The sequence below is a fragment of the Pseudomonas sp. YuFO20 genome (assembly GCF_035064975.1).
Classification (GTDB): domain Bacteria; phylum Pseudomonadota; class Gammaproteobacteria; order Pseudomonadales; family Pseudomonadaceae; genus Aquipseudomonas; species Aquipseudomonas putida_AE.
This window is the reverse complement of sequence record NZ_JAXDEO010000025.1, coordinates 52,088-74,959: the sequence shown is the minus strand read 5'-3', so window position 1 is coordinate 74,959 and position 22,872 is coordinate 52,088. Positions and strand designations below refer to the sequence as shown.

General features: G+C 61.2%; 24 protein-coding genes. 13 read left to right on the top strand and 11 right to left on the bottom strand.

Annotated elements, in window-relative coordinates; genetic code table 11:
* Positions 1–42: 42 nt before the first annotated feature.
* Complete coding sequence (locus SOP85_RS16010) at positions 43–783, bottom strand: flagellar basal body rod protein FlgF (protein ID WP_274074833.1); 741 nt, start codon at positions 781–783, stop codon at positions 43–45.
* A 318-nt stretch (positions 784–1,101) separates the two neighbouring features.
* Positions 1,102–2,661, bottom strand: coding sequence for a sigma-54-dependent phenylalanine hydroxylase transcriptional regulator PhhR (locus SOP85_RS16005; protein WP_020796934.1), 1,560 nt, complete (start codon positions 2,659–2,661; stop codon positions 1,102–1,104).
* Positions 2,662–3,064: 403 nt separating this feature from the next.
* Here SOP85_RS16005 and phhA point away from each other — a divergent pair, with 403 nt between their 5' ends.
* The 6 genes from phhA (at position 3,065) to SOP85_RS15975 (ending at position 7,478) form a co-directional block, all read left to right on the top strand.
* Complete coding sequence (gene phhA / locus SOP85_RS16000) at positions 3,065–3,856, top strand: phenylalanine 4-monooxygenase (RefSeq protein WP_274074831.1); 792 nt, start codon at positions 3,065–3,067, stop codon at positions 3,854–3,856.
* 105 nt (positions 3,857–3,961) lie between these two features.
* The gene (locus SOP85_RS15995) at positions 3,962–4,318 is read left to right on the top strand and encodes a 4a-hydroxytetrahydrobiopterin dehydratase (RefSeq protein WP_274074830.1); all 357 of its coding nucleotides are present in this window, start codon (positions 3,962–3,964) and stop codon (positions 4,316–4,318) included.
* The gene (locus SOP85_RS15990; protein WP_406592588.1) at positions 4,318–5,511 is read left to right on the top strand and encodes an amino acid aminotransferase; all 1,194 of its coding nucleotides are present in this window, start codon (positions 4,318–4,320) and stop codon (positions 5,509–5,511) included. The genes SOP85_RS15995 and SOP85_RS15990 overlap by 1 nt, the downstream gene beginning before the upstream one ends.
* Before the next feature lie 276 nt (positions 5,512–5,787).
* Positions 5,788–5,919, top strand: a complete 132-nt coding sequence (locus tag SOP85_RS15985) for a hypothetical protein (RefSeq protein ID WP_015096286.1) — start codon at positions 5,788–5,790, stop codon at positions 5,917–5,919.
* Positions 5,920–5,992: 73 nt separating this feature from the next.
* On the top strand, positions 5,993–6,178 hold the full coding sequence (locus SOP85_RS15980) for a hypothetical protein (protein WP_274074829.1): 186 nt from the start codon (positions 5,993–5,995) through the stop codon (positions 6,176–6,178).
* A gap of 100 nt (positions 6,179–6,278) precedes the next feature.
* The gene (locus SOP85_RS15975; protein ID WP_323627462.1) at positions 6,279–7,478 is read left to right on the top strand and encodes an MFS transporter; all 1,200 of its coding nucleotides are present in this window, start codon (positions 6,279–6,281) and stop codon (positions 7,476–7,478) included.
* Here the strand turns inward: SOP85_RS15975 and arfB are convergent.
* The 7 genes from arfB to SOP85_RS15940 all read right to left on the bottom strand — a co-directional run bounded on the left by arfB (position 7,475) and on the right by SOP85_RS15940 (position 15,053).
* Positions 7,475–7,888 (bottom strand): alternative ribosome rescue aminoacyl-tRNA hydrolase ArfB, encoded by a 414-nt coding sequence (gene arfB, locus SOP85_RS15970; protein ID WP_008055510.1) that lies wholly within the window; start codon positions 7,886–7,888, stop codon positions 7,475–7,477. The genes SOP85_RS15975 and arfB overlap by 4 nt on opposite strands.
* Before the next feature lie 214 nt (positions 7,889–8,102).
* Positions 8,103–9,515 (bottom strand): amino acid permease, encoded by a 1,413-nt coding sequence (locus SOP85_RS15965; RefSeq protein WP_323627461.1) that lies wholly within the window; start codon positions 9,513–9,515, stop codon positions 8,103–8,105.
* An 853-nt stretch (positions 9,516–10,368) separates the two neighbouring features.
* Positions 10,369–11,580 (bottom strand): 23S rRNA pseudouridine(2605) synthase RluB, encoded by a 1,212-nt coding sequence (gene rluB, locus SOP85_RS15960; protein WP_274074826.1) that lies wholly within the window; start codon positions 11,578–11,580, stop codon positions 10,369–10,371.
* Between the two features lie 182 nt (positions 11,581–11,762).
* Positions 11,763–12,716: an SMC-Scp complex subunit ScpB gene (gene scpB / locus SOP85_RS15955; RefSeq protein WP_323627460.1), complete on the bottom strand. Its 954-nt coding sequence runs from the start codon at positions 12,714–12,716 to the stop codon at positions 11,763–11,765.
* 11 nt (positions 12,717–12,727) lie between these two features.
* Positions 12,728–13,426, bottom strand: a complete 699-nt coding sequence (locus SOP85_RS15950) for a segregation and condensation protein A (RefSeq protein WP_178134427.1) — start codon at positions 13,424–13,426, stop codon at positions 12,728–12,730.
* A 120-nt stretch (positions 13,427–13,546) separates the two neighbouring features.
* Positions 13,547–14,176 (bottom strand): L-threonylcarbamoyladenylate synthase, encoded by a 630-nt coding sequence (locus SOP85_RS15945; RefSeq protein ID WP_046816873.1) that lies wholly within the window; start codon positions 14,174–14,176, stop codon positions 13,547–13,549.
* 13 nt (positions 14,177–14,189) lie between these two features.
* Positions 14,190–15,053, bottom strand: a complete 864-nt coding sequence (locus SOP85_RS15940; RefSeq protein ID WP_274074824.1) for a PHP domain-containing protein — start codon at positions 15,051–15,053, stop codon at positions 14,190–14,192.
* An 87-nt stretch (positions 15,054–15,140) separates the two neighbouring features.
* On the opposite strand from SOP85_RS15940, the gene SOP85_RS15935 reads away from it, so the two are divergent.
* The 6 genes from SOP85_RS15935 to SOP85_RS15910 all read left to right on the top strand — a co-directional run bounded on the left by SOP85_RS15935 (position 15,141) and on the right by SOP85_RS15910 (position 19,434).
* The gene (locus SOP85_RS15935; protein WP_008055521.1) at positions 15,141–15,737 is read left to right on the top strand and encodes a septation protein A; all 597 of its coding nucleotides are present in this window, start codon (positions 15,141–15,143) and stop codon (positions 15,735–15,737) included.
* Position 15,738: 1 nt separating this feature from the next.
* A complete protein-coding gene (locus SOP85_RS15930) occupies positions 15,739–16,038 on the top strand; it encodes a YciI family protein (RefSeq protein ID WP_007984134.1) in 300 nt (99 codons plus the stop codon).
* 110 nt (positions 16,039–16,148) lie between these two features.
* Positions 16,149–16,562 (top strand): translation initiation factor 2, encoded by a 414-nt coding sequence (locus SOP85_RS15925; protein ID WP_274074823.1) that lies wholly within the window; start codon positions 16,149–16,151, stop codon positions 16,560–16,562.
* Between the two features lie 7 nt (positions 16,563–16,569).
* Complete coding sequence (locus SOP85_RS15920) at positions 16,570–17,247, top strand: response regulator transcription factor (RefSeq protein WP_274074822.1); 678 nt, start codon at positions 16,570–16,572, stop codon at positions 17,245–17,247.
* Between the two features lie 215 nt (positions 17,248–17,462).
* Positions 17,463–17,912 carry an LTXXQ domain protein gene (locus SOP85_RS15915; protein ID WP_274074821.1) on the top strand — a complete coding sequence of 150 codons (450 nt, stop codon included), beginning with the start codon at positions 17,463–17,465 and terminating at the stop codon, positions 17,910–17,912.
* A 178-nt stretch (positions 17,913–18,090) separates the two neighbouring features.
* Complete coding sequence (locus tag SOP85_RS15910; RefSeq protein ID WP_323627459.1) at positions 18,091–19,434, top strand: sensor histidine kinase; 1,344 nt, start codon at positions 18,091–18,093, stop codon at positions 19,432–19,434.
* 139 nt (positions 19,435–19,573) lie between these two features.
* Here the strand turns inward: SOP85_RS15910 and SOP85_RS15905 are convergent, their stop codons facing one another.
* Positions 19,574–20,140, bottom strand: a complete 567-nt coding sequence (locus tag SOP85_RS15905) for an NAD(P)H nitroreductase (protein WP_046816866.1) — start codon at positions 20,138–20,140, stop codon at positions 19,574–19,576.
* A gap of 119 nt (positions 20,141–20,259) precedes the next feature.
* On the opposite strand from SOP85_RS15905, the gene SOP85_RS15900 reads away from it, so the two are divergent.
* Positions 20,260–21,714, top strand: a complete 1,455-nt coding sequence (locus tag SOP85_RS15900; protein WP_274074818.1) for a TrkH family potassium uptake protein — start codon at positions 20,260–20,262, stop codon at positions 21,712–21,714.
* On the opposite strand, the gene SOP85_RS15895 is transcribed toward SOP85_RS15900, so the two are convergent.
* Positions 21,671–22,732 (bottom strand): AraC family transcriptional regulator, encoded by a 1,062-nt coding sequence (locus tag SOP85_RS15895; RefSeq protein WP_274074817.1) that lies wholly within the window; start codon positions 22,730–22,732, stop codon positions 21,671–21,673. The genes SOP85_RS15900 and SOP85_RS15895 overlap by 44 nt on opposite strands.
* Positions 22,733–22,872: the final 140 nt, after the last annotated feature.

The window sequence follows — 22,872 nt, the reverse complement described above, 5'->3', positions numbered from 1 at the left end:
ATTCTCCTCGTGCGCCTGTTTTACGGCGCGACGTTCTGGTAATTAGCTGATCTGCAAGACCCGAGCCATGGCCTGGTCGTCTTCTTTGGCGGTGTTCATCATCTTGATGTGCAGCTCGAACTGCTTCGACAGGGCCAGTACCTGAGTCATCTCGTCCACTGCATTGACGTTGCTCGACTCGAGGAAACCGGAGACCAGCTTGACGTTGGCATCGGCTTGCGCAGGCTGGCCGTCCTTGGTGTGAATCGAACCGTCCAGGCCCTTGGTCATGTTCTTGATGTCCGGGTTGACCAGCTTGATGCGGTCGACTTCGGCCATGACGCGCGGGCCTTCGCCCATCGCGCGAATGCTGATGGTGCCGTCCTCGCCCACTTCGATCTGCTGCTCGGGCGGCACGGCGATCGGTCCGCCATTGCCGATCACCGGCATGCCGTTGCCCGCGCGCAGCACACCCAGCGCATCCACCACCAGGCTGCCGGTACGCACGTAGCTTTCGCCGCCATCGGGGTTCTGCACCGCCAGCCAGCCGTTGCCTTGCACGGCGACATCGAGGTCGCGACCGGTCTGTACCAGCGAGCCCGGGGAAAAGTCGGTGGCCGGGCGTTCGGACAGGGCAAACGCACGCGCCGGAAAGCTGTCACCGAACACCGGCATCGAGCGGGCCTGCTCCAGGTCTTTCTGGAAGCCGCTGGTAGAGATGTTCGCCAGGTTGTTGGCATGGGCCTTTTGCGCCAGCGCATTCTGGCTGGCGCCGGTCATTGCCACATAAAGGTACTTGTCCACACGCTTTCCTCTGCCTGCCGGACGTTTGCCGCCCGATGCTGTTCTGAGGTGGCATAAGCAATTTGCAGACCAAGTTGGTTTTGGCGGCGCGAGGCCCGGCAAACAAAGGACTTGAGAGATTTCGCAGGTCTGGAGGGTTTGTATCAGAGACGAAAAACCGGCGGTGATATGCCGGTAAGTGGCAACGCATGACCTGGTTACCAGCAATGCTGGCCCCTTCGCGAGCAAGCCCGCTCCCACAGTGATCTGTGGCGTTCACAAAACCTGTGGGAGCGGGCTTGCTCGCGAAGAGGCCGGCACAATCACAACAAAAGTCAGCTAAGACTCAGTCTTGCCCACCTCATAATCACGCAACTTGTTGGCAATGGTGGTATGCGAAACCCCCAACCGCTTGCCCAGCTGCCGACTGCTCGGGTGCTCGGAATACAATCGCTCCAACACCGCCTTCTCAAAGCGCCCGACAATCTCGTCCAGCCCGCCTTCCAACGAAAAATCGCCAAGTGGCTGACGCACACCGTAGTCCGGCAGACGAATATGCTCGGCCTTGACCGTCCCGCCGTCGCACAGGGAAACCGCCTGGAACAGCACGTTTTCCAACTGCCGCACGTTGCCCGGCCAATGGTAATGACTGAGCCGGTCCATGGCTGCTGGCGCGAGCTTGGGCAGCGGGCAACCGATCTGCCGGCTGGCCTGATCGAGGAAGTGCTCCACCAGCGGCGTCAAGCCGTCCAGGCATTCGCGCAGCGGCGGGATGTGCAACGACAGCACGTTCAATCGGTGATACAGGTCCTGGCGAAACTCCCCCCGGGCACAGAGTTCGGACAGGTCGACCTGGGTCGCGCAGATCACCCGCACATCGAGGTACACCTCTTCATCGCTGCCTACGCGACGGAAGCAACCATCCTGCAGGAAGCGCAGCAATTTCACCTGCAGGCGCGGGCTCATTTCCCCGACACCATCGAGAAACAGCGTACCGCCCGCCGTCAGCTCCAACAGCCCGAGCTTACCCTCGGCCCGGGCGCCCTCGAAGGCGCCAGGGCCATAGCCGAACAACTCGGTCTCGGCCATGGATTCCGGCAGCCCGGCGCAATTGAGCGCCATCAGCGGCGATTGCCCGCGCGGGCTGGCCAGATGACAGGCCCGCGCCAACAACTCTTTACCGGTGCCTGTCTCGCCTTCTATCAATAGTGGCGCATCGAGCGGGGCCATGCGCCGGGCTTCGCGCACCACCGCCGCCATCACCTTCGAGCTTTGAAAGATGCTGTCGAAGCCGCGCAACTCCTGCTTGCGTACGTTATAGATGCGCTCGCCCACCCGGTCGGCGCGATGCAGGGTCAGCACCGCTCCGGCCATGGCTTCGCTGTCGTCATGCTCCGATTGCAGGGGCGCGATGTCGGCCAGGAACACATCGCCCTTGACCTTGACCCGCAGCCCGTTGATCCGCGATTTGTTGGCGCGCACCAGCTCCGGCAAATCGAAATCCTCGGCATAACGCGACAGGGGAATCCCCGGCACCTCATCTACCCGCACACCCAGCAACTGCGCCGCCGCGCGATTGGCCGCGACGATGGAGCCGCCCATGTCGATCGACAGCACCGGAAACTCCAGGGCGCCGAGCAACGCATTGAGCTCCATGTGCCGACGCTCACTGGGCATGAGCCCTACACGCTTGACGCCAAAAACCCCGGCAATCGCCTCGAATTTCGGACGCAATGCCTGGAACTGAATGTTGATCAGGTTCGGACAGTGCAGGTAGATGGCATTGCCATGCTCGCCACCGACCTCGCCCCGAGCAACGTTGATGCCGTACTCGACCAACAGGTTGAGAATGTCGCGCAGGATGCCGATGCGGTTCTGGCAGTGGACTTTGATACGCATAAATAGGCCTGAAAAAAGCGGTGATTGAGGTGCATGCCTAGCGCGCAAACTGTGGGAGCGGGCTTGCTCGCGAAAACGTCTGCATATCCAACAGTGATGTATCAGGCAGACCGCTTTCGCGAGCAAGCCCACTCCCACAAGAGATGCTGCAGCGCCTTCAGGCGTATTTTTCTGCGGGAGCGCTCAGATAGTCGTCAAGATTATGTGACAGATGTAGGGCTTTTCCCACCCGCCAATCTCAACATTTACGCGATGACGGCCAATACGTAACGAAAACTTTACGATAATCCAGGGATTTTCCCGCGCAGGACGCCGCTCACCTGCTGCAGCGCTGCAATTGATGGGGTATTCCTAGGTCCATAGCAGCACATAACAAGAACGAATCCCCTAGCAGGAGAGCAGCATGAAGCAGACGCAATACGTGGCTCGCGAGCCCGATGCGCATGGTTTTATCGACTACACCGCCGAAGAACACGCGGTGTGGAACACGCTGATCACTCGCCAACTGAAAGTGATCGAAGGGCGTGCGTGCCAGGAATACCTGGACGGCATCGAAAAACTCGGTCTGCCCCACGACCGCATTCCGCAACTGGGCGAGATCAACAAGGTCCTCGGTGAAACCACCGGCTGGCAAGTTGCCCGCGTGCCGGCGCTGATCCCCTTCCAGACCTTTTTTGAATTGCTCGCCAGCAAGCAGTTTCCGGTGGCCACCTTCATTCGTACCCGCGAAGAGCTGGATTACCTGCAAGAGCCGGACATTTTCCACGAGATTTTCGGCCACTGCCCGCTGCTGACCAACCCCTGGTTCGCTGAATTCACCCACACCTACGGCAAACTCGGCCTCAAGGCATCCAAGGAAGAGCGCGTGTACCTGGCGCGCCTGTACTGGATGACCATCGAGTTCGGCCTGGTCGACACCCCGCAAGGCCAGCGCATTTACGGCGGCGGCATCCTGTCTTCACCGAAAGAAACCGTGTATTGCCTGTCGGACGAGCCTGAGCATCAGGCATTCGATCCGCTGGAATGCATGCGCACGCCTTACCGCATCGACATCCTGCAACCGCTGTATTTCGTTCTGCCGAACCTCAAGCGCCTGTTCGACCTGGCCCACGAAGACATCATGGGCATGGTCCAGCAAGCGATGCAGATGGGTCTGCATGCTCCGAAATTTCCACCGAAACCCAAAGCGGCCTGAACCGCCGCTTTTTCGATCAAGTGAGTCTGTCAGGAACCGACGCTTTGCTTTAGCGTGGTGTTATTGACGGTCGATTTCCCTTTATCCCGATTTCAGGAATCCATCATGTCCACATTGAACCAAGCCCACTGCGAAGCCTGCCGCGCCGACGCCCCACAGGTCAGCGATGAAGAACTGCCAGTCCTGATCAAGCAGATCCCGGACTGGAACATCGAAGTTCGCGACAGCATCATGCAGCTGGAAAAGGTTTTCCTGTTCAAGAACTTCAAGCACGCCCTGGCGTTCACCAACGCCGTCGGTGAAATCTCCGAGGCCGAAGGTCATCACCCTGGCCTGCTGACCGAGTGGGGCAAAGTCACCGTGACCTGGTGGAGCCACTCGATCAAGGGCCTGCACCGCAACGACTTCATCATGGCCGCGCGCACGGACATCGTTGCCAAGGACGCCGAGGGCCGCAAATAATGCATTTCGACGCCATCGGCCGGGTGCCCGGCGACCCGATCCTCGGTCTGATGGAGGCGTATGCGCAGGACCCCAACCCGCGCAAATTCGACCTCGGCGTGGGTGTCTACAAAGACGCCCAGGGCCTGACCACCATTCCCCAGGCGGTGAAGCTGGCCGAAGCGCGCCTGGTGGATCGCCAGACCACCAAGACCTACATCGGCGGTCACGGCGACGCGGCTTTCGGCAAGGTCATCAGTGAGTTGGTGCTCGGCGCCGACTCGACGCTGCTCAGCGAACAACGCGCCGGCGCCACCCAGACCCCGGGCGGCACTGGTGCGTTGCGCTTGAGCGCTGACTTCATCGCCCAGTGCCTGCCGGGCCGTGGCGTCTGGCTGAGCAATCCGACCTGGCCGATCCACGAAACCATTTTCGCCGCGGCCAAGGTCAAGGTCAGCCATTACCCTTACGTGGGCAGTGACAACCGTCTCGACGTCGACGCCATGCTCGCCGCGCTCGAGCAAGCCCCCAAGGGCGACGTGGTGCTGCTGCACGCCTGCTGCCACAACCCGACCGGCTTCGATCTGTCCCATGACGACTGGCGCCGGGTGCTCGACGTAGTGCGCCGGCGCGAGTTGCTGCCGCTGATCGATTTCGCCTACCAGGGCTTCGGTGACGGCCTGGAGCAGGACGCCTGGTCGACTCGGCTGTTCGCCGCCGAGTTGCCGGAAGTCTTGATCACCAGCTCCTGCTCGAAGAACTTCGGCCTGTACCGCGACCGCACCGGCGCGCTGATTGTCTGTGCGAAATCCGCCGACAAGCTGACCGACATCCGCAGCCAACTGGCCCACATCGCCCGTAACCTGTGGTCGACGCCGCCGGATCACGGCGCTGCCGTGGTGGCGACCATCCTCGGCGACCCGGAACTGAAAAACCTCTGGGCCGACGAAGTGGAAACCATGCGCTTGCGTATTGCGCAACTGCGCAGCGGTTTGCTCGAAGCGCTGGAGGCTTACGGTTTGCGTGAGCGCTTTGCGCACATTGGTGTGCAGCGCGGGATGTTTTCCTACACCGGGTTGTCGCCTGAGCAAGTGAAAGCGCTGCGGGATAACCATAGCGTGTACATGGTCAGTTCGGGTCGGGCGAACGTTGCCGGCATTGATGCTACGCGCCTGGATTTGCTGGCCGAAGCAATCGCCAAAGTCTGCAAATAACTTCCAAACACTGCAAATCCCTGTGGGAGCGGGCTTGCTCGCGAATGCGGAATGTCAGTCGACATCCATATTGACTGATCTACCGCTTTCGCGAGCAAGCCCGCTCCCACATTAGTTTTGCATTGCTCCTCTTATTTCCCTGTATATACAACCCCATTCGTCGAAACAAATGGATATAAAAGTCTGTTTGTCATTTCTACTCCTGTATCCTGCCCAGGCTTTTTTGAAAGCGCGGATCTACCAGATCTATCAACAGACTTAGCGAGGAGCGCGACCATGCACGAGATTCCTAATCTCCCCTTCCCAAGCCTGCACGTACCTGAGCAGACGACCACGCAACAAGCCGGTGCCCAACAGCCCGAGCCGAAAGAAGCCACTGACCGCCGCCAGGCAGACAGCGAAGACTGAAACACCCGCCGTACAGACTGTGTGGAAAGCGCTAACATGCGCTTTCCACACCGCCTGAACAGTGACCCCGCCCATGACCGACGAATTCGACGAAACCCAGGCCAGCCTCCTGATCGGCACCGCCGAGAAAATGATCGAAATCTGGAATCGCCTCTCCCCCGAGAAACAGGCCGCTTTGCTCGCCCGCTTCGGCAGCGAAGAAAACGCACTGGCCGCCCTGGTCACCACGCAACTGGTCGCACCTGCCAAGCCTGATTGATCCCGCCCGGCAAATAGTTTTACTTTTTCCACGACCCGCGGCCGCTCGCGCCGCTATCATAAGCAGCCTATCTATCCTGCTTTCCCGTGGACCTTTACCCATGTCTGAAAACCAGCGCCCCCTGGCGGTCACGCTGCAAGTCGTTTCCATCGTCCTGTTTACCTTCATCGGCTACCTCAATATCGGCATTCCCTTGGCGGTACTGCCGGGCTATGTCCATAGCGACCTGGGTTTTGGTGCGGTGATCGCTGGGCTGGTGATCAGCGTGCAGTACCTCGCCACCCTGCTCAGCCGTCCCTACGCCGGGAAAATCATCGACAACAAGGGCAGCAAGCTGGCGGTGATGTATGGCCTGGCTGGCTGCGGCCTGAGCGGCGTGTTCATGCTGATCTCGGCCTGGACCCAAAGCCTGCCGATGCTCAGCCTGATCAGCCTGCTGATCGGCCGCCTGGTGCTCGGCAGCGCCGAAAGCCTGGTGGGCTCAGGCTCCATTGGTTGGGGCATCGGCCGGGTCGGCGCGGCGAACACCGCCAAGGTCATCTCCTGGAACGGCATCGCCAGTTACGGCGCATTGGCCGTGGGTGCGCCCTTGGGCGTGTTGCTGGTCAAGCAGCTGGGCTTGTGGAGCATGGGCGTGAGCATTGTCCTGCTGGCGCTGCTTGGCCTGCTGCTGGCCTGGCCGAAAACCGCCGCGCCCATTGTGGTCGGTGAACGACTGCCATTCATCCACGTGCTTGGCCGGGTCCTGCCCCACGGTTGCGGCCTCGCACTGGGCTCGATCGGCTTTGGCACCATTGCCACCTTCATCACCCTGTACTACGCCACCCAACACTGGGACAACGCCGTGCTGTGCCTGAGCCTGTTCGGCGCGAGTTTCATCGGTGCACGCCTGCTGTTCGGCAACCTGATCAATCGCCTCGGCGGTTTTCGCGTGGCGATTGCCTGCCTGTCGGTGGAAACCCTGGGCCTGTTGCTGCTGTGGCTGGCACCCGATGCGCATTGGGCGTTGGTGGGCGCGGCCTTGAGCGGTTTCGGTTTCTCGCTGGTGTTTCCGGCGCTGGGTGTCGAAGCGGTCAACCTGGTGCCGGCCTCCAGCCGCGGGGCGGCGGTTGGCGCCTATTCGCTGTTCATCGACTTGTCGCTGGGGATCACCGGGCCGTTGGCTGGTGCGGTTGCGGCGGGCTTCGGCTTTGCCTCGATCTTCCTGTTCGCCGCCCTCGCCGCCCTGAGCGGCCTGGCGTTGAGCGTTTACCTGTACCGACAGGCACCGAAGCAACGCCAGGCGCGGGATTCACGCTAGAAGTCGACCTTGCCGCGCCCGGCCTTGATGTTGCCGCGCTTGCTCTTGGACTCGAGCCGACGGGTCTTGGAACCGAGGGTCGGCTTGGTCGGCCGGCGTTTCTTTTCGACCTTGGTGGCGCTCTGGATCAACTCGACCAGACGCTCCAGCGCATCGGCGCGGTTCTGCTCCTGGGTCCGGTATTGCTGGGCCTTGATGATCAACACGCCTTCGCTGGTGATGCGACTGTCGCGCAGCGCCAACAGCCGCTCCTTGTAGAACTCGGGCAAGGACGAAGCCGGAATGTCAAAGCGCAGGTGCACCGCGCTGGAGACCTTGTTGACGTTCTGCCCTCCCGCACCCTGGGCGCGAATCGCCGTCAATTCGATCTCGGCATCCGGCAGATGCACGTTGTTGGAAATCACCAGCATGGAAAAGCGTCCGTATTCGAGAGTGTTCAGGATACCGCGAATAGATTGAAGGAATGCGGACCTTGTGGGAGCGTGGCTTGCCCGCGATTCAGGCGCCACGGTTTATCAGGGGCACCGCGTTATCGTTCATCGCGGGCAAGCCACGCTCCCACAGGTTTTTGCAGCGCTCATAAAAAACCCGGCACTTGGCCGGGTTTGTTTTTACTGTGTGCAGTTATTCCACCGCTGGCTGCAAGGCGCGCTGTTCGCTGCGCTTGTTCTTGATGCCGTAGCAGACCCACATGAACACGAGCCACACCGGAATCGCGTACACCGATGTCTGGATCCCCGGAATCAACAGCATCACGCCGAGAATGAACAACACGAACGCCAGGCAGATGTAGTTGCCGTATGGGTACCAGAAGGCCTTGAACAGCGGCGTCTGTTTGGTCTTGTTCATGTGCTGGCGGAACTTGAAGTGCGAGTAGCTGATCATCGCCCAGTTGATCACCAGGGTGGCCACTACCAGCGACATCAGCAGTTCCAGCGCGCTGTGCGGGATCAGGTAGTTCAGCAGCACCGCGATCAGGGTCACGGCGGCCGAGGCCAGGATCGAACGCACCGGCACGCCGCGCTTGTCGATCTTGGCCAATGCTCTCGGCGCATCGCCCTGCTCGGCCATGCCCAGCAGCATGCGGCTGTTGCAGTAGGTGCCGCTGTTGTACACCGACAAGGCCGCGGTCAGGACCACGAAGTTGAGGATGTGCGCAGCGGTGTTGCTGCCCAGCATCGAGAACACTTGCACGAACGGGCTGCCGCTGTAGGAATCACCGGAGGCGTTCAGGGTGGCCAGCAAGCTGTCCCACGGGGTCAGCGACAGCAGGATCACGAGCGCACCGATGTAGAAAATCAGGATCCGGTAGATCACCTGGTTGATCGCTTTCGGGATCACGGTCTTCGGCTTGTCGGCTTCAGCTGCGGTGAAACCGAGCATTTCCAGGCCACCGAAGGAAAACATGATGAACGCCATGGCCATCACCAGGCCGCTGATCCCATTCGGGAAGAAGCCGCCGTGGGACCACAGGTTGCTGACCGCCGCTTGCGGGCCGCCGTTGCCGCTGACCAGCAGGTAGCTGCCCAGGGCAATCATGCCGACGATCGCCACGACCTTGATGATCGCGAACCAGAACTCGGCCTCGCCAAAGACTTTGACGTTGGCCAGGTTGACCGCGTTGATCAGCACGAAGAACGCCGCTGCGGAGGCCCAGGTCGGGATGTCCGGCGCCCAGTAGTGGATGTATTTGCCGACCGCCGTCAGCTCCGACATGCCGACCAGAATGTACAGGATCCAGCAGTTCCAGCCCGACAGGAAACCGGCAAAGCCGCCCCAGTACTTGTGCGCGAAGTGGCTGAAGGAGCCGGCCACCGGGTCTTCGACGATCATTTCACCCAGCTGGCGCATGATCATGAAGGCGATGAAACCGCAGATGGCGTAGCCGAGGATCATCGACGGGCCGGCGGATTTCAGTACCCCGGCCGAGCCGAGGAACAGACCGGTACCAATCGCGCCACCGAGGGCAATCAATTGAATGTGGCGATTTTTCAGGCCGCGTTTCAGCTCGCCTGAATGCGAGTTTTGTCCACTCATGAAAAGGGTCTCACGCAAGGTTTGATGATGTTCAGAAGGCGTTGCTGCTCAAGACAGACGTTAAGCAGCGCCGATCAAACCCCAGCGCAGGCACCAGGAGTTCAGCGTATTTACAACGGTCATGCGTCACCTGTTTGTTTTTATCTGTGACGAAATCGAACCCGACGCGCTTGTGGCGCGGCGGAGTGAACAAGGCGGATAGCCTTGAGGTTTGCGCATTTGCGCAGGAGGTCACAGGTAAAACGCGGCGCATTGTACACCGGTAACCCCCTGTTGCCAGACCCCGCTGGATCAGCGTGTCGGTAGCCGGGATTTCATGTGTCCGCCTCGATGGGATCGGGCGACTGCAAAAAGGAGGTCAGACCTTTGCGGGTCATGGACCGGGACGGTGGAAAAACCGACCCGCGATGGGAGCTGGAAACGGATTGCGGCGTTCATTGCGCCTCCTTTTTGTTATGCACCTGCACGACAGGCATGGCGCGCATAACACCTCGCATGGGGGCGGGAAACAAGCGGGCTAGAGCGCTGGGGGAAGGACTTGAGCGAATTGAGCGTAAGAATTTTTTTACGGCATTACGTGAGAGGCGATTTCATGGGGTTAATACGGGGATTTCGTCATGAAATCTTTACAGCCTGTCATTTTGACTTTCCACTTCGGAATCACTGGTGCAGCGACTGGCGCTTTCGCGAGCAAGCCCGCTCCCACAGTGGATCGCATTTATCTGTGCCGACTCGGCCACCTGTGGGAGCGGGCTTGCTCGCGAAAGCGTCCTCAAAAACGCTACAGGGCTAAAACCAGGCACAAAAAAAACGCCAACCCGAAGGCTGGCGTTTTTCATGAAGCGCTTTCCGATTACTCAGGCTTGCGACGACCAAACCCCGGACGCTGACCGGAACCGGCCGGTGCGCCACGGCGTTTGCCCGACGGCGCATCACCGTCAACCAGCTTGATCCCCGGACGCTTCGGCGCCGGCTTGGCCGGACGCTTGGTGTCGGCCGGACGATCAGCTACCGGCGTACCACGGCCTTCGCCACGCTCGGTGCGGCCATTGGCCGGACGCGGCGTGCGTGGACCGCGTTCACCGTCCTGACGAGCAGCCGGCTTGCGCGCCGGGCGCTCGCCTTCGATCTGCGGCTCGCGGCTGGCACGTGGCGCTGCAGGTGCGGCGGTGGCTGGACGCAGGGTCCGTACGCGCTCGGTCTTGGCCATTGGACGCGACGATTTACGCTGCATCCGGTCAAGCTTGTCTTTGCTCTTGGCGTTCATCTGCGGCATCGCGACCGGCGTCAGGCCGACCTCGGCACTGAGGATGTCGACTTCGTACTGGCTCATTTCGCGCCAGCGACCCATCGGCAGGTCCGAGTTGAGGAACACCGGACCGAAACGCACGCGCTTCAGACGGCTGACCACCAGGCCCTGGGATTCCCACAGGCGACGTACTTCGCGGTTACGACCTTCCATCACCACGCAGTGGTACCAGTGGTTGAAACCTTCGCCGCCTGGAGCCTGCTTGATGTCGGTGAATTTGGCCGGGCCGTCTTCGAGGACCACGCCGGCTTTCAGGCGCTCGATCATCTCGTCATCGACTTCGCCACGCACACGCACCGCGTATTCACGGTCCATTTCGTAGGAAGGGTGCATCAGGCGGTTGGCCAGCTCACCGTCGGTGGTGAACATCAGCAGGCCGGTGGTGTTGATGTCGAGGCGACCGATGTTGATCCAGCGGCCTTCTTTCGGCTTTGGCATCTTGTCGAACACGGTCGGACGGCCTTCCGGGTCGACGCGGGTGCAGATTTCGCCATCGGGCTTGTTGTACATGATCACGCGGCGGACCGACTCGGCGGCCTCTTCACGCTTGATGACCTTGCCGTCGATGGTGATGGCGTCGTGCATATCGACGCGCTGGCCAAGGGTGGCGTCTTTGCCGTTGACCTTGATCCGGCCGTGGCTGATCCAGGCTTCCACGTCACGGCGCGAGCCGACGCCGATACGGGCGAGGACCTTCTGCAGTTTTTCGCCTGCTGGGCCGATTTCCTGGTCGTCTTTCTGGTCTTTGATACTCATCTGGGCACCTCCCGGTGTGTTCTGAAAACTGGGTACTTGGGCGAAGGGATCGCCGAAGGGTCGCGAATCATACGCGCATGCGGGCGTTTGCGCATCAGAGACTAGCTGATGAATGCAAGGTTATTGGCTTTTCCGCCGGCCGGTGATCCACTTTGAACACATTCCCCCACATTGGAACTGTGTCAGTCTTCGAATTCGCGGCGTTCGGCTTCGATGGCTTCGGCGAGGGCCAGGGCTTCGGCTTCTTCGTCGGATAGCTCCGGCTCGGGTTTCGGCTGTTCGAGGGCAGCGACGGCGGCCAGGAGCTTTTCGCGAGCCTCGGCAACGCCGAGGATGTCGTCTTCCTGCTCGGGCTCAGCTTCGGGTTCAACCTGTTCCGTTTCGATGTCAGGCTGCTCCGGATCAATCCCCGGCAACTCACCATCACGCAACAGATCGTCGAAGTCGGTCTTGATCCCCTCCTCCATGCTGTCCAACTCCAGCAACAGCGTATGGAAACTGGTCTCTTCCTTGGGCTCTTCCGGCTCGGCGCTCGCGTCGGCCAGTTCCTGCAGCCCGGCGGGTACTGGCGCGTCGTCGAAATCGAGCACCGGGTCCGGCTCCAGTTCGCGCACCTCGGCCAGCGGCGGCAGGTCATCGAGGTTCTTCAGGTTGAAATGATCGAGAAACGCCTTGGTGGTGGCGAACATCGCCGGCTTGCCCGGCACATCGCGGTAGCCGACGATGCGGATCCACTCGCGCTCCATCAGCGTCTTGACGATCTGGCTGTTGACCGCCACGCCCCGCACATCCTCGATCTCGCCTCGGGTGATCGGCTGGCGATAGGCGATCAAGGCAATGGTTTCGAGCATGGCCCGCGAGTAGCGCTGCGGCCGCTCTTCCCATAAGCGCCCGACCCACGGCGAAAACTTTTCACGGATTTGCAGGCGATAGCCGGAAGCAACCTCCTTCAACTCGTAGGCGCGGCCATCACAGGACTTGCCCAGGATGGTCAGGGCTTTCTTGAAGACCGCCGGTTCCGGGCGCTCTCCCTCTTCGAAGAGCTCGAACAGGCGCTCCAGCGATTGCGGTTTTCCAGAGGCCAACAGAAAGGCTTCGAGCAGTGGCGCCAGCTCGCGGGGTTCACTCAGGTTCATGATTGGACTCGTTATTCGGCTCGTGCTCGGACGTGGATCGCGGCGAACGGCTCATTCTGCACCAGCTCGACCAAGGATTCCTTGACCAGCTCGAGAATTGCCATGAAGGTCACGACAACCCCCAGGCGCCCTTCCTCGGCGGTGAACAGCTCGACGAACGGTACGAAACCGCCGCCCTTGAGCCGTTCCAGCACATCGCTCATGCGTTCGCGGGTGGACAGTGCTTCGCGGCTGACCTGGTGGCTTTCGAACATGTCGCCACGGCGAAGCACCTCGGCCATGGACAGCAAAATCTCGGACAAGCGCACATCCGGCAACAGTTTGCGCGCCCTGGCTTCCGGGGCATCGAGCTTGGGCACCACCACGTCGCGACCGACCCGGCTCAGGCCATCGATGCCTTCGGCGGCGGCCTTGAAACGCTCGTACTCCTGCAAGCGACGGATCAGTTCGGCTCGCGGGTCTTCTTCCTCGTCCTCGACGGTTTCAGCCCGCGGCAGCAGCATCCGCGACTTGATCTCGGCCAGCATCGCGGCCATCACCAGGTATTCGGCGGCCAGTTCCAGGCGCACCGACTGCATCAACTCGACATAACCCATGTACTGACGGGTGATTTCCGCCACCGGGATGTCGAGGATGTTGATGTTCTGTTTGCGGATCAGGTACAGGAGCAGGTCGAGGGGGCCTTCGAAGGCTTCGAGAAAGACCTCCAGCGCATCCGGCGGGATGTACAGGTCCAGCGGCATTTCCATGACCGCCTGGCCATAGACCATGGCGAAAGGCAGCTCTTGCTGGGCCCCGGCCTGACTGTCGACGGGTTCAACTGCGGACATCTAGGCCTCGACCATGAACGGCGCAGGGTCGCCACAACCGACGCGGATCACTTCCGGCTCGCCGTCGGCGAGGTTGATCACCGTGGAAGCCTTGATCCCGCCAAAACCACCATCGATGATCAGGTCGACCTGATGCTCGAGCAACTGGCGCATTTCGTAAGGATCGGTCAAAGGATCCTCGTCGCCCGGCATGATCAGCGTCACGCTCATCAGCGGTTCGCCAAGCTCTTCGAGCAGCGCCAGGGCAATCGGGTGGCTCGGCACCCGCAGGCCGATGGTGCGTTTTTTCGGATGCAACAGCAGGCGCGGGACTTCACGGGTGGCGTTGAGGATAAAAGTGTAGGGCCCTGGAAGGTGAGCCTTGAGAATGCGGAAGGTGCCCGTGTCGATCTTGGCGAACAGCCCCAGTTGTGACAGATCGCTGCAGATCAGCGCAAAGTTGTGCTTTTCGTCGAGCTGGCGCAGTCGGCGTACGCGCTCCACGGCGACCTTGTCGCCGATCTGGCAACCAATGGCGTAGGAGGAGTCCGTGGGATAGATCACCACCCCGCCCTTGCGAATGATCTCGACAGCCTGCTTGATCAGGCGCGCTTGCGGGTTTTCCGGATGAATCTGGAAAAATTGACTCACATTCTCTACCTGTTCAGACGACGGCAATATTTGGGTCATGTTTGAATCGACACCACAGTGGTGGCAGATCCTCCGGAAGCGGGCGATATTCACCGATCTCGGACCAGCCTCCAGGGCCATGAAAATCACTGCCGGCGCTGACCAGCAGACCGAACTCGCGGGCCAGAATAGCCAGGCTGCCTACTTGCTCGGCAGGCTGATGGCCATTGACCACTTCGATCGCGTGGCCCCCTGCTTGAATATAGTCGGCAATCAGGCGGCGACGCTTGCTGCGAGTGAATTCGTAGTGCCAGGGGTGGGCCAGACTGACCCACGCCTTGGCCGCGCGCAGGGTTTCGACGGTTTCTTCCAGGGTTGGCCAGTGTTGCTTGACGTCGCCCAGCTTGCCGGCACCCAGCCATTTGCGGAACGCTTCGGCGCGATCCTTGACGAAACCTTCGCGCACCATCCAGTCGGCGAAGTGCGGGCGGGCCGGCGCGTTACCGCTGTCGCCCAGGGCCTGCTGGACTTCCCGGGCGCCTTCGAGCGCTCCCGGCATGCCTTTCAACGCCAGTTTGCGGCTGATTTCCTCGGAACGTAGCCAGCGGCCGTCGCGCAACTTGGCAATCGCCTCGACCAACGGCGCGGCATTGACATCGAAACCGTAGCCCAGCACGTGAATGGTCGCGCCGCCCCAGGTGCAGGACAATTCGACGCCATTGACCAGTTGCATCCCCAGCGCATTCGCTGCACAGCGGGCCTCGTCGAGGCCTTCGAGGGTGTCGTGATCGGTCAAGGCCAGGACTCGCACGCCTTTCTCGAACGCTCGCGCAACCAGGATCGCAGGCGCCAGGGCGCCATCGGAGGCCGTGCTATGGCAGTGCAAATCAACATTCACAGGGCTTTGTAACCTCAAATCAGCTGGCGCTATCGCGCGCCCATATGTTTGTTATTATGCCGCCACATCCTGCTTCTGGCTGCCACTGTGAAACAATTCATCGATTTCATCCCGCTCCTGCTGTTTTTCATCGTCTTCAAGATCGATCCACGCGTCGTCGACATTGCCGGCCACGAGGTCACTGTAGGCGGCATCTACAGCGCCACCGCGATGCTGATCATCAGCTCCCTGGTGGTCTACGGCACGCTGTTCATCAAGCAGCGCAAGCTGGAGAAGAGCCAGTGGCTGACCCTGATCGCCTGCCTGGTCTTCGGCAGCCTGACCCTGGCCTTCCACAGCGAGACCTTCCTGAAATGGAAAGCTCCGGTGGTCAACTGGCTGTTCGCCCTGGCGTTCATCGGCAGCCACTTCATCGGTGACCAACTGCTGATCAAGCGCATCATGGGCCACGCGCTGAGCCTGCCGGAGCCGGTCTGGACGCGCCTGAACATCGCCTGGATCGCGTTTTTCCTGTTTTGCGGTGCCGCCAACCTGTTCGTCGCGTTCACGTTCCAGAGCTACTGGGTCGACTTCAAGGTCTTCGGCAGCCTGGGCATGACTTTGCTGTTCCTGGTCGGCCAGGGCATCTACCTGTCCCGCCACCTGCACGACGCCGATACCACAACGCCGAAAACCGAGGACTGACATGCTTTACGCAATCATTGCCACAGACGTCGCCAACTCCCTGGAAGCCCGCCTGGCCGCCCGGCCTGCACACCTTGAGCGCCTGCAGGTGCTCAAAGGCGAAGGTCGCATCGTATTGGCCGGCCCACATCCGGCGGTCGACAGCAATGATCCAGGGGCAGCGGGTTTCACCGGCAGCCTGATCGTCGCCGAATTCGACTCCCTGAGCGCCGCACAGGCCTGGGCCGACGCCGATCCGTACATCGCCGCCGGCGTCTACGCCAACGTCCTGGTCAAGCCTTTCAAGCAAGTCCTGCCGTAACGTCTCTTGGCGCGGTGAACCTTATCGGTTCATCGCGTTCTCAATCGCTCATTATTCTCGTTTGCCTGCCGACAAACTCCCCAATATCCGTATTGGAATCAGGAGTCGCGATGCGCAAAGGTCCGTTGTGTCTGATGTTGGTCACGTTGTCGATCGTGGCGCCCGCCCACGGTGAAGAAGCCGCCGAGGGCGCGAACTCCACGCCGCTGTCCTTGAGCGCCGGCAGCCAGATCAACGAACTGCAGCAACGCTTGAAGGAAAGCGAGCGGCAACGAGAAGAACTGGGCAAACAATTGAACAATGCCGATGGCGAACGCGAAAGCGTCCAGCTGGTCCGGTTGCGCCAGGAGAATCAGCGACTCAAGCTGCAACTTCGGGAAGTCCAGGCCGGCAGTACGATCCCGCGCTTGCTGACCGATCAGCAACAGTGGTTCGTCGTTGGCGCCGGGGTGGCGCTATTGGCCCTGCTCTGCGGTATCTTCGCCAGTGGAGCGAGTCGAAAACGTCGACAATGGCTAAATTGAGTGATTCATGAGCGAGCTGTTACTAATTGATGATGACCAGGAGCTGTGCGAGCTCCTGAGCAGCTGGCTGAGCCAGGAAGGGTTTCAGGTGCGCGCCTGTCACGATGGCCAGAGCGCCCGTCGCGCACTGGCCGAAACCTCCCCGGCGGCCGTGGTGCTGGACGTGATGTTGCCGGACGGCAGTGGCCTGGAACTGCTCAAGCAACTGCGCAGCGATCACCCGGACTTGCCGGTGCTGATGCTGTCCGCCCGCGGCGAACCCCTGGACCGTATCCTCGGCCTGGAGCTCGGTGCCGACGACTACCTGGCCAAACCTTGCGACCCACGGGAACTGACAGCCCGCCTGCGCGCCGTGTTGCGCCGCAGCCATCCGGCGCCGGCGTCCAGCCAGATGGAGCTGGGCGACCTGTGTTTCAGCCCGGTGCGCGGCGTGGTCAGCATCGATGAACAGGAGTTCACGCTTACAGTTTCCGAAAGCCGCCTGCTCGAAGCCCTGCTCAAGCAGCCCGGCGAGCCGCTGGACAAACAGGAACTGGCGCAAATCGCCCTCGGCCGCAAGCTGACCCTGTACGACCGCAGCCTCGACATGCACGTGAGCAACCTGCGCAAAAAAATCGGCCCGCATCCCGATGGCCGCCCGCGCATCGTGGCCCTGCGCAGCCGCGGCTACTACTACAGCCTCTAAACCTACGCTCCCTTGCCGGCGAAGGCGTCCTTGAATAATGCGTCGTTCTTTCGGACGCCTTCGCTGGCAAGCCGGCTCCTACAAGGGTTGTTTTTGTCAGGTCGGCGCAAAACCATCTTTACCCAAGCTTTACGTACCGCTGACCGCCGCTGACCTTGATCTGCGTAATCTGAACTCATCCGGAACGTACCGGGAATGAGACAAGGAGATTCACCATGCGCAAGACTCTTATCGCTCTGATGTTCGCCACTGCCCTGCCGACCGTTGCCATGGCCATGCCTGAAGGCGCAGGCCCGATGGATGGCCCGATGGACGGTTCGCGCCACGGCGGTCAGATGCACGGCATGCACGGTAAAGGCCCGTACAGCCAACTGGACCTGAGCCGCGAGCAGCGCGAGCAGATCCGCAAGATCATGGGCGAGCAGATGCACGAGCGTAAGCAAGTGGTCGACAAGTACCTGGAAAAACTCTCGCCAGCCGACCAGAAAGCCATGAAAGATGAAATGGCTGCCAACCACAAGAAAGCCGAAGCCGATGTGCGTGCCTTGTTGAAGCCGGATCAACAGAAGAAATTCGACGAGATCCAGAAAAAACAGGCTGAACGTCGCGCGGAATGGGCAGAGTTCAAGGCCTGGAAAGCGCAGCAGGCGCAAAAAGCGCAATAATGTGCTAACCCCCGGCCCAACGGTTAACCACCGTTGGGCCTCATTGCTTTTGATCTACTGTAGGAGCGAGCTTGCTCGCGATGGACGTCAACGATAACGCGCGGCATCAGGTAGCCCGTGTTGTCTAGTCGTTTATCGCGAGCAAGCTCGCTCCTACAGGTCTGTTCGAGGATTTTCTGTGCGCTCATTGTTCTGGCGGGTCCTGGCCAGCTTCTGGCTGGCCATCGCCCTGGTTGCAGGGCTCTCCATTCTGCTCGGGCACATGCTCAATCAGGACGCGTGGATTCTCAGTCGCCATCCGGGCCTCAACACCCTGGCCGAACAATGGACGCAAACCTACGAAACCCAGGGCGAAGACGCAGCCCAGGACATCCTGCAGCAGCGCAAGCGCCAATATCACATCGACGTCCAGGTGCTCAACGAAAGCGGCGACCCGGTGGTGCGCGGCACCTTCCCACGGCGTGCGGCGGCCTTTGAGGCGCGGCAGAACAACGACGACCGCCGCCTGCCATGGCGGCGCCTGACCGATGAGTTCACCAGCGACAAAAGTGGTGACACCTACCTGTTCATCTACCGCATCCCACACCCGGAACTCGACGCCTGGCACCGCGAAAGCCTGCTCTGGCCGTTGAGTGCGCTGGGGATCGCCCTGGTGGTACTGACCCTGTTCAGCCTGCTGGTGACCTTCTCCATCACCCGCCCGCTCAGCCGTTTACGCGGCGCGGTGCATGACCTGGGACAAACCACCTACCAACAGAACAGCCTGGTCAAGCTGGCCAACCGCCGCGACGAATTCGGCGTGCTGGCCAACGACTTCAACCGCATGGGCGCGCGCCTGCAAAGCCTGATCGGCAGTCAACGGCAACTGCTGCGCGATGTGTCTCACGAACTGCGGTCCCCGCTTGCCCGTCTGCGCATTGCCCTGGCATTGGCCGAACGGGCCAGCCCTGAAGAGCGGGAAAAACTCTGGCCGCGGCTCACCCGCGAATGCGACCGCCTCGAAGCCTTGATCAGCGAAATCCTCGTGCTGGCGCGGGTCGATGCCGATAACGCCAGTGCCGAAGAAGTGGATCTCAACGCCCTGCTCACGACCCTGCAAAAAGATGCACAGCTGGGTTCACCCGAACAGCTCGTGCACCTGGAAGCCGAGTCGCAGCTGACCCTCAAGGGTTGGCCGACCATGATCGAGCGCGCCGTGGACAACCTGCTGCGCAACGCCCAGCGCTTCAACCCGGCGGGCGGCCTGCCGATTGAAATGCAGGCCTTGCGCCAGGGGGAGCGGATCGTGGTGACCGTGCGTGACCATGGGCCGGGGGCGGAAGCTGAACATTTGCGCCAGCTGGGCGAGCCCTTCTATCGCGCGCCCGGGCAGACGGCAGCCGGGCACGGCCTGGGACTGGCGATTGCGCGCCGTGCGGCGGAACGCCATGGCGGAAGCCTGATGCTGGCCAATCACCCTGAAGGTGGGTTCATCGCCAGCCTGGAGTTTCCGCTCGTCCCAGGTGCAGTGGTCCAACCCTGAGGCACCCCCCAAACTCTATGAACGGCATAGATCCATTGTGGGAGCGGGCTTGCTCGCGAAGGCGGTATGTCAGATGTAAAAGATGTGCCTGACACTCCGCCTTCGCGAGCAAGCCCGCTCCCACATTTGATCGGTCGTGTCAGGCTTTACTCGGCCAGGCGCTGACGAACTCGGCCAGATCAACCTTCTCCGCCACTCGCGGTTCTTTCAGCGGCGTACCCAGATACAGGAAGGCAATCACCTCTTCCCCTTCAGCAAGACCTAACCCCTTGGCCACATGCGGCGAATAGGCCAGGTCACCGGTGCGCCATACCGCGCCGATACCCTGGGCATAGGCCGCCAGCAAAATCCCGTGGGCCGCACAACCCGCGGCCAGCAACTGTTCGGACTTCGGATATTTGACGTGCTCCTGCACCCGCGCAATCACCACGACCACCAGCGGTGCCCGCAGCGGTCCATTACGCGCCTTGTCGATGGCCGCTTCAGTGACTTCAGCGTCCTGCAGCTTTGCCGCCTCGGCCAGCAACTCGCCCATTTGCTCACGCGCCGCGCCTTCGACCGTCAGGAAGCGCCAAGGCTGCAAGTGGCCGTGATCCGGGGCGCGCATGGCTGCGGCAAACAGCACTTCGCGTTGCGCCTGGGTAGGGGCTGGCTCAATCAAGCGCGGGACGGAAACACGGTTGAGCAAAACGTCGAGAGCCTGCATCGGCCACCTCCAGAAAAAAATGTGCGGCTATTCTAGCTGTAACTACTGAGGCAGTGCGGTTTACATGCCCCGCCCCGCAGGTAGAATGGCGCCCTCCTTACTTCAGCCGAGCGGATTTCATGGCGTTGCCGACCTTACGTCTCATTGGTTTCATCATCGGCATTTTCCTGATAACCCTGGCCATCGCCATGGTCGTGCCCATGGCCACGCTGGTGATCTTCGATCGCACCGGCGACCTGCCGTCGTTCCTCTGGGCCAGCATGATCACCTTTGTCGCCGGCCTCGCCCTGGTCATTCCCGGGCGCCCCGAGCATGTCCATCTGCGACCACGGGACATGTACCTGCTGACCGTCAGCAGCTGGCTGGTGGTGTGTATCTTCGCCGCGCTGCCGTTCCTGCTGACCCAGCACATCAGCTACACCGACTCGTTCTTTGAAAGCATGTCCGGGATCACCGCCACCGGTTCGACGGTGCTCAACCACCTGGACGACATGTCCCCCGGCATCCTGATGTGGCGCTCGCTGCTGCACTGGATCGGCGGCATCGGGTTTATCGGCATGGCGGTGGCGATCCTGCCGCTGCTGCGCATCGGTGGCATGCGGCTGTTCCAGACCGAGTCTTCGGACCGTTCTGAAAAAGTCATGCCCCGTTCGCACATGGTGGCGCGCCTGATCGTGGCGGCCTACGTCGGCATCACCATTTTCGGCAGCCTGGCCTTCTGGTGGGCCGGGATGAGCCCGTTCGATGCGATCAACCATGCGATGTCGGCGATTTCCACCGGGGGGTTCTCGACCTCGGACCAGTCCCTGGCCAAGTGGACGCAACCGGCGGTGCATTGGGTGGCCATCGTCATCATGATTCTCGGCAGCCTGCCGTTCACCCTGTACGTGGCGACCCTGCGCGGTAACCGCCGGGCGCTGATCAAGGACCAGCAGGTCCAGGGCTTGCTCGGCATGTTGCTGGTGACCTGGCTGGTACTTGGCACCTGGTACTGGTGGACCACCCAGCTGCATTGGCTGGAGGCGTTGCGGCATGTGGCGCTGAACGTGACGTCGGTGGTCACCACCACCGGTTTCGCGCTGGGGGACTACAGCCTGTGGGGCAATTTCTCGCTGATGCTGTTCTTCTATCTGGGTTTCGTCGGCGGTTGCTCTGGTTCGACTGCCGGCGGGATCAAGATTTTCCGCTTCCAGGTCGCCTACATCCTGCTCAAGGCCAACCTTAACCAGCTGATCCACCCCCGTGCGGTGATCAAGCAGAAGTACAACGGCCACCGCCTCGATGAAGAGATCGTGCGTTCGATCCTGACCTTTTCGTTCTTCTTCGCCATCACCATCTGCGTGATCGCGTTGTTGCTGTCACTGCTCGGGGTGGACTGGATGACCGCCCTGACCGGCGCCGCCAGCACCGTGTCCGGCGTCGGCCCGGGGCTGGGCGAGACCATCGGCCCGGCAGGCAACTTCGCTTCCCTGCCGGACGCGGCCAAGTGGATTCTCTCGTTCGGTATGCTGCTGGGCCGACTGGAGATCATTACCGTGTTTGTGCTGTGTATACCGGCGTTCTGGCGTCACTGACCGGCGCCGGCGTTTCCATCAGGCGCGCCCGGTACTCGCCGGGCGTGGTGTCGAACCAGCGGCGGAAAGCGCGGAAGAAATTGCTCGGATCAGCGAACCCCAGCAGGTAGGCGATTTCCAGCAGGGTCATGCTCGGTTGCGCCAGGTACTGCTCCGCCAGTTCACGACGGGTGTCGTCGAGCAACGTCTGAAAACTCGTGCCCTCCTCCTGTAGACGCCGTTGCAAGGTGCGTTGCGACAAATGCAGCGTCTGCGCCACGGCATCTCGCTTGGGTTCGCCCTGGGGCAGCAGACGGCACAGCACCTGGCGCGCCTTGTGCGTGACCCGACTCTCGGAAAACCGCGCCAGGTATTCGCCGGCAAACCGGTCATGCAACAGCGCCATGGCCTCGTTGGCCGTCGGCAGCGGTGCTTCCATGTCCGCGCGTTCAAATATCAACGCATCGTAGGGCGCGTTGAACACCAGCGGCGCATGGAAGGCTTGTTTATAGGGTTCGAGATCGGCCGGTTGATCACCCTGCACCAGCACCTTGCGCGGGTGCAGCGTGCGTCCGGTCAACCAGCCGCACAGTGCCAGGGCGCAGGCCAACGAGGCTTCGGCGCTTTGCCGGGTCGGCGGCAAATGGTCGCCATGCACCGTCAGGATCAGCGCATAGCCCTCATCCAGCAGGCGAAAACTCAGGTCGGCGCTTTCGGCGATGATCCGCTGGTAACGCACCAGTCGCCTGAAGCCTTCGGCCAGGGTCTGGCTGGACATCAGGGCGTAACCGGTCACGTGGAACTGTGCCGGTCGCACCACCTTGCCCATGTTCAGGCCAATCGCCGGGTTGCCGGACAGTTCAACCGCCCGTTGCCACAGTCGTGTCATGGAATCTTGCGGGAAGCGCGCATCCGGATCATCCAGTGCCGCGTAGTCGAGCCCCAGTTGATTGAACAGAACCCGGCAATCCAGGCCGTCCATTTCCAGTGCTTTGACAATCCCCATCGCCCAGCTTGCAGAAGTCGTTCGTTCGCTCATGGCGTCTACTGTCTTGGTGAGCCGTCTGTCGCGGCAAATTTTCCGAAGGATACTAAAGTGGCGCCTATTGTCACTGGCTCGCGCCAATGATCACTCTAGACTCAAATAAGCTACCCGCAGAACAAGTTGCAGCCAGAACA

What these genes read in the sequence shown, in the direction of transcription:
- SOP85_RS16005 (WP_020796934.1), bottom strand. Translation starts at nt 2,661, where the DNA reads ATGCGTATCAAAGTCCACTGCCAGAACCGCATCGGCATCCTGCGCGAC.
- phhA (WP_274074831.1), top strand. Translation starts at nt 3,065, where the DNA reads ATGAAGCAGACGCAATACGTGGCTCGCGAGCCCGATGCGCATGGTTTT.
- SOP85_RS15995 (WP_274074830.1), top strand. Translation starts at nt 3,962, where the DNA reads ATGTCCACATTGAACCAAGCCCACTGCGAAGCCTGCCGCGCCGACGCC.
- SOP85_RS15990 (WP_406592588.1), top strand. Translation starts at nt 4,318, where the DNA reads ATGCATTTCGACGCCATCGGCCGGGTGCCCGGCGACCCGATCCTCGGT.
- SOP85_RS15985 (WP_015096286.1), top strand. Translation starts at nt 5,788, where the DNA reads ATGCACGAGATTCCTAATCTCCCCTTCCCAAGCCTGCACGTACCTGAG.
- SOP85_RS15980 (WP_274074829.1), top strand. Translation starts at nt 5,993, where the DNA reads ATGACCGACGAATTCGACGAAACCCAGGCCAGCCTCCTGATCGGCACC.
- SOP85_RS15975 (WP_323627462.1), top strand. Translation starts at nt 6,279, where the DNA reads ATGTCTGAAAACCAGCGCCCCCTGGCGGTCACGCTGCAAGTCGTTTCC.
- arfB (WP_008055510.1), bottom strand. Translation starts at nt 7,888, where the DNA reads ATGCTGGTGATTTCCAACAACGTGCATCTGCCGGATGCCGAGATCGAA.
- SOP85_RS15965 (WP_323627461.1), bottom strand. Translation starts at nt 9,515, where the DNA reads ATGAGTGGACAAAACTCGCATTCAGGCGAGCTGAAACGCGGCCTGAAA.
- rluB (WP_274074826.1), bottom strand. Translation starts at nt 11,580, where the DNA reads ATGAGTATCAAAGACCAGAAAGACGACCAGGAAATCGGCCCAGCAGGC.
- scpB (WP_323627460.1), bottom strand. Translation starts at nt 12,716, where the DNA reads ATGAACCTGAGTGAACCCCGCGAGCTGGCGCCACTGCTCGAAGCCTTT.
- SOP85_RS15930 (WP_007984134.1), top strand. Translation starts at nt 15,739, where the DNA reads ATGCTTTACGCAATCATTGCCACAGACGTCGCCAACTCCCTGGAAGCC.
- SOP85_RS15925 (WP_274074823.1), top strand. Translation starts at nt 16,149, where the DNA reads ATGCGCAAAGGTCCGTTGTGTCTGATGTTGGTCACGTTGTCGATCGTG.
- SOP85_RS15920 (WP_274074822.1), top strand. Translation starts at nt 16,570, where the DNA reads ATGAGCGAGCTGTTACTAATTGATGATGACCAGGAGCTGTGCGAGCTC.
- SOP85_RS15915 (WP_274074821.1), top strand. Translation starts at nt 17,463, where the DNA reads ATGCGCAAGACTCTTATCGCTCTGATGTTCGCCACTGCCCTGCCGACC.
- SOP85_RS15905 (WP_046816866.1), bottom strand. Translation starts at nt 20,140, where the DNA reads ATGCAGGCTCTCGACGTTTTGCTCAACCGTGTTTCCGTCCCGCGCTTG.
- SOP85_RS15900 (WP_274074818.1), top strand. Translation starts at nt 20,260, where the DNA reads ATGGCGTTGCCGACCTTACGTCTCATTGGTTTCATCATCGGCATTTTC.
- SOP85_RS15895 (WP_274074817.1), bottom strand. Translation starts at nt 22,732, where the DNA reads ATGAGCGAACGAACGACTTCTGCAAGCTGGGCGATGGGGATTGTCAAA.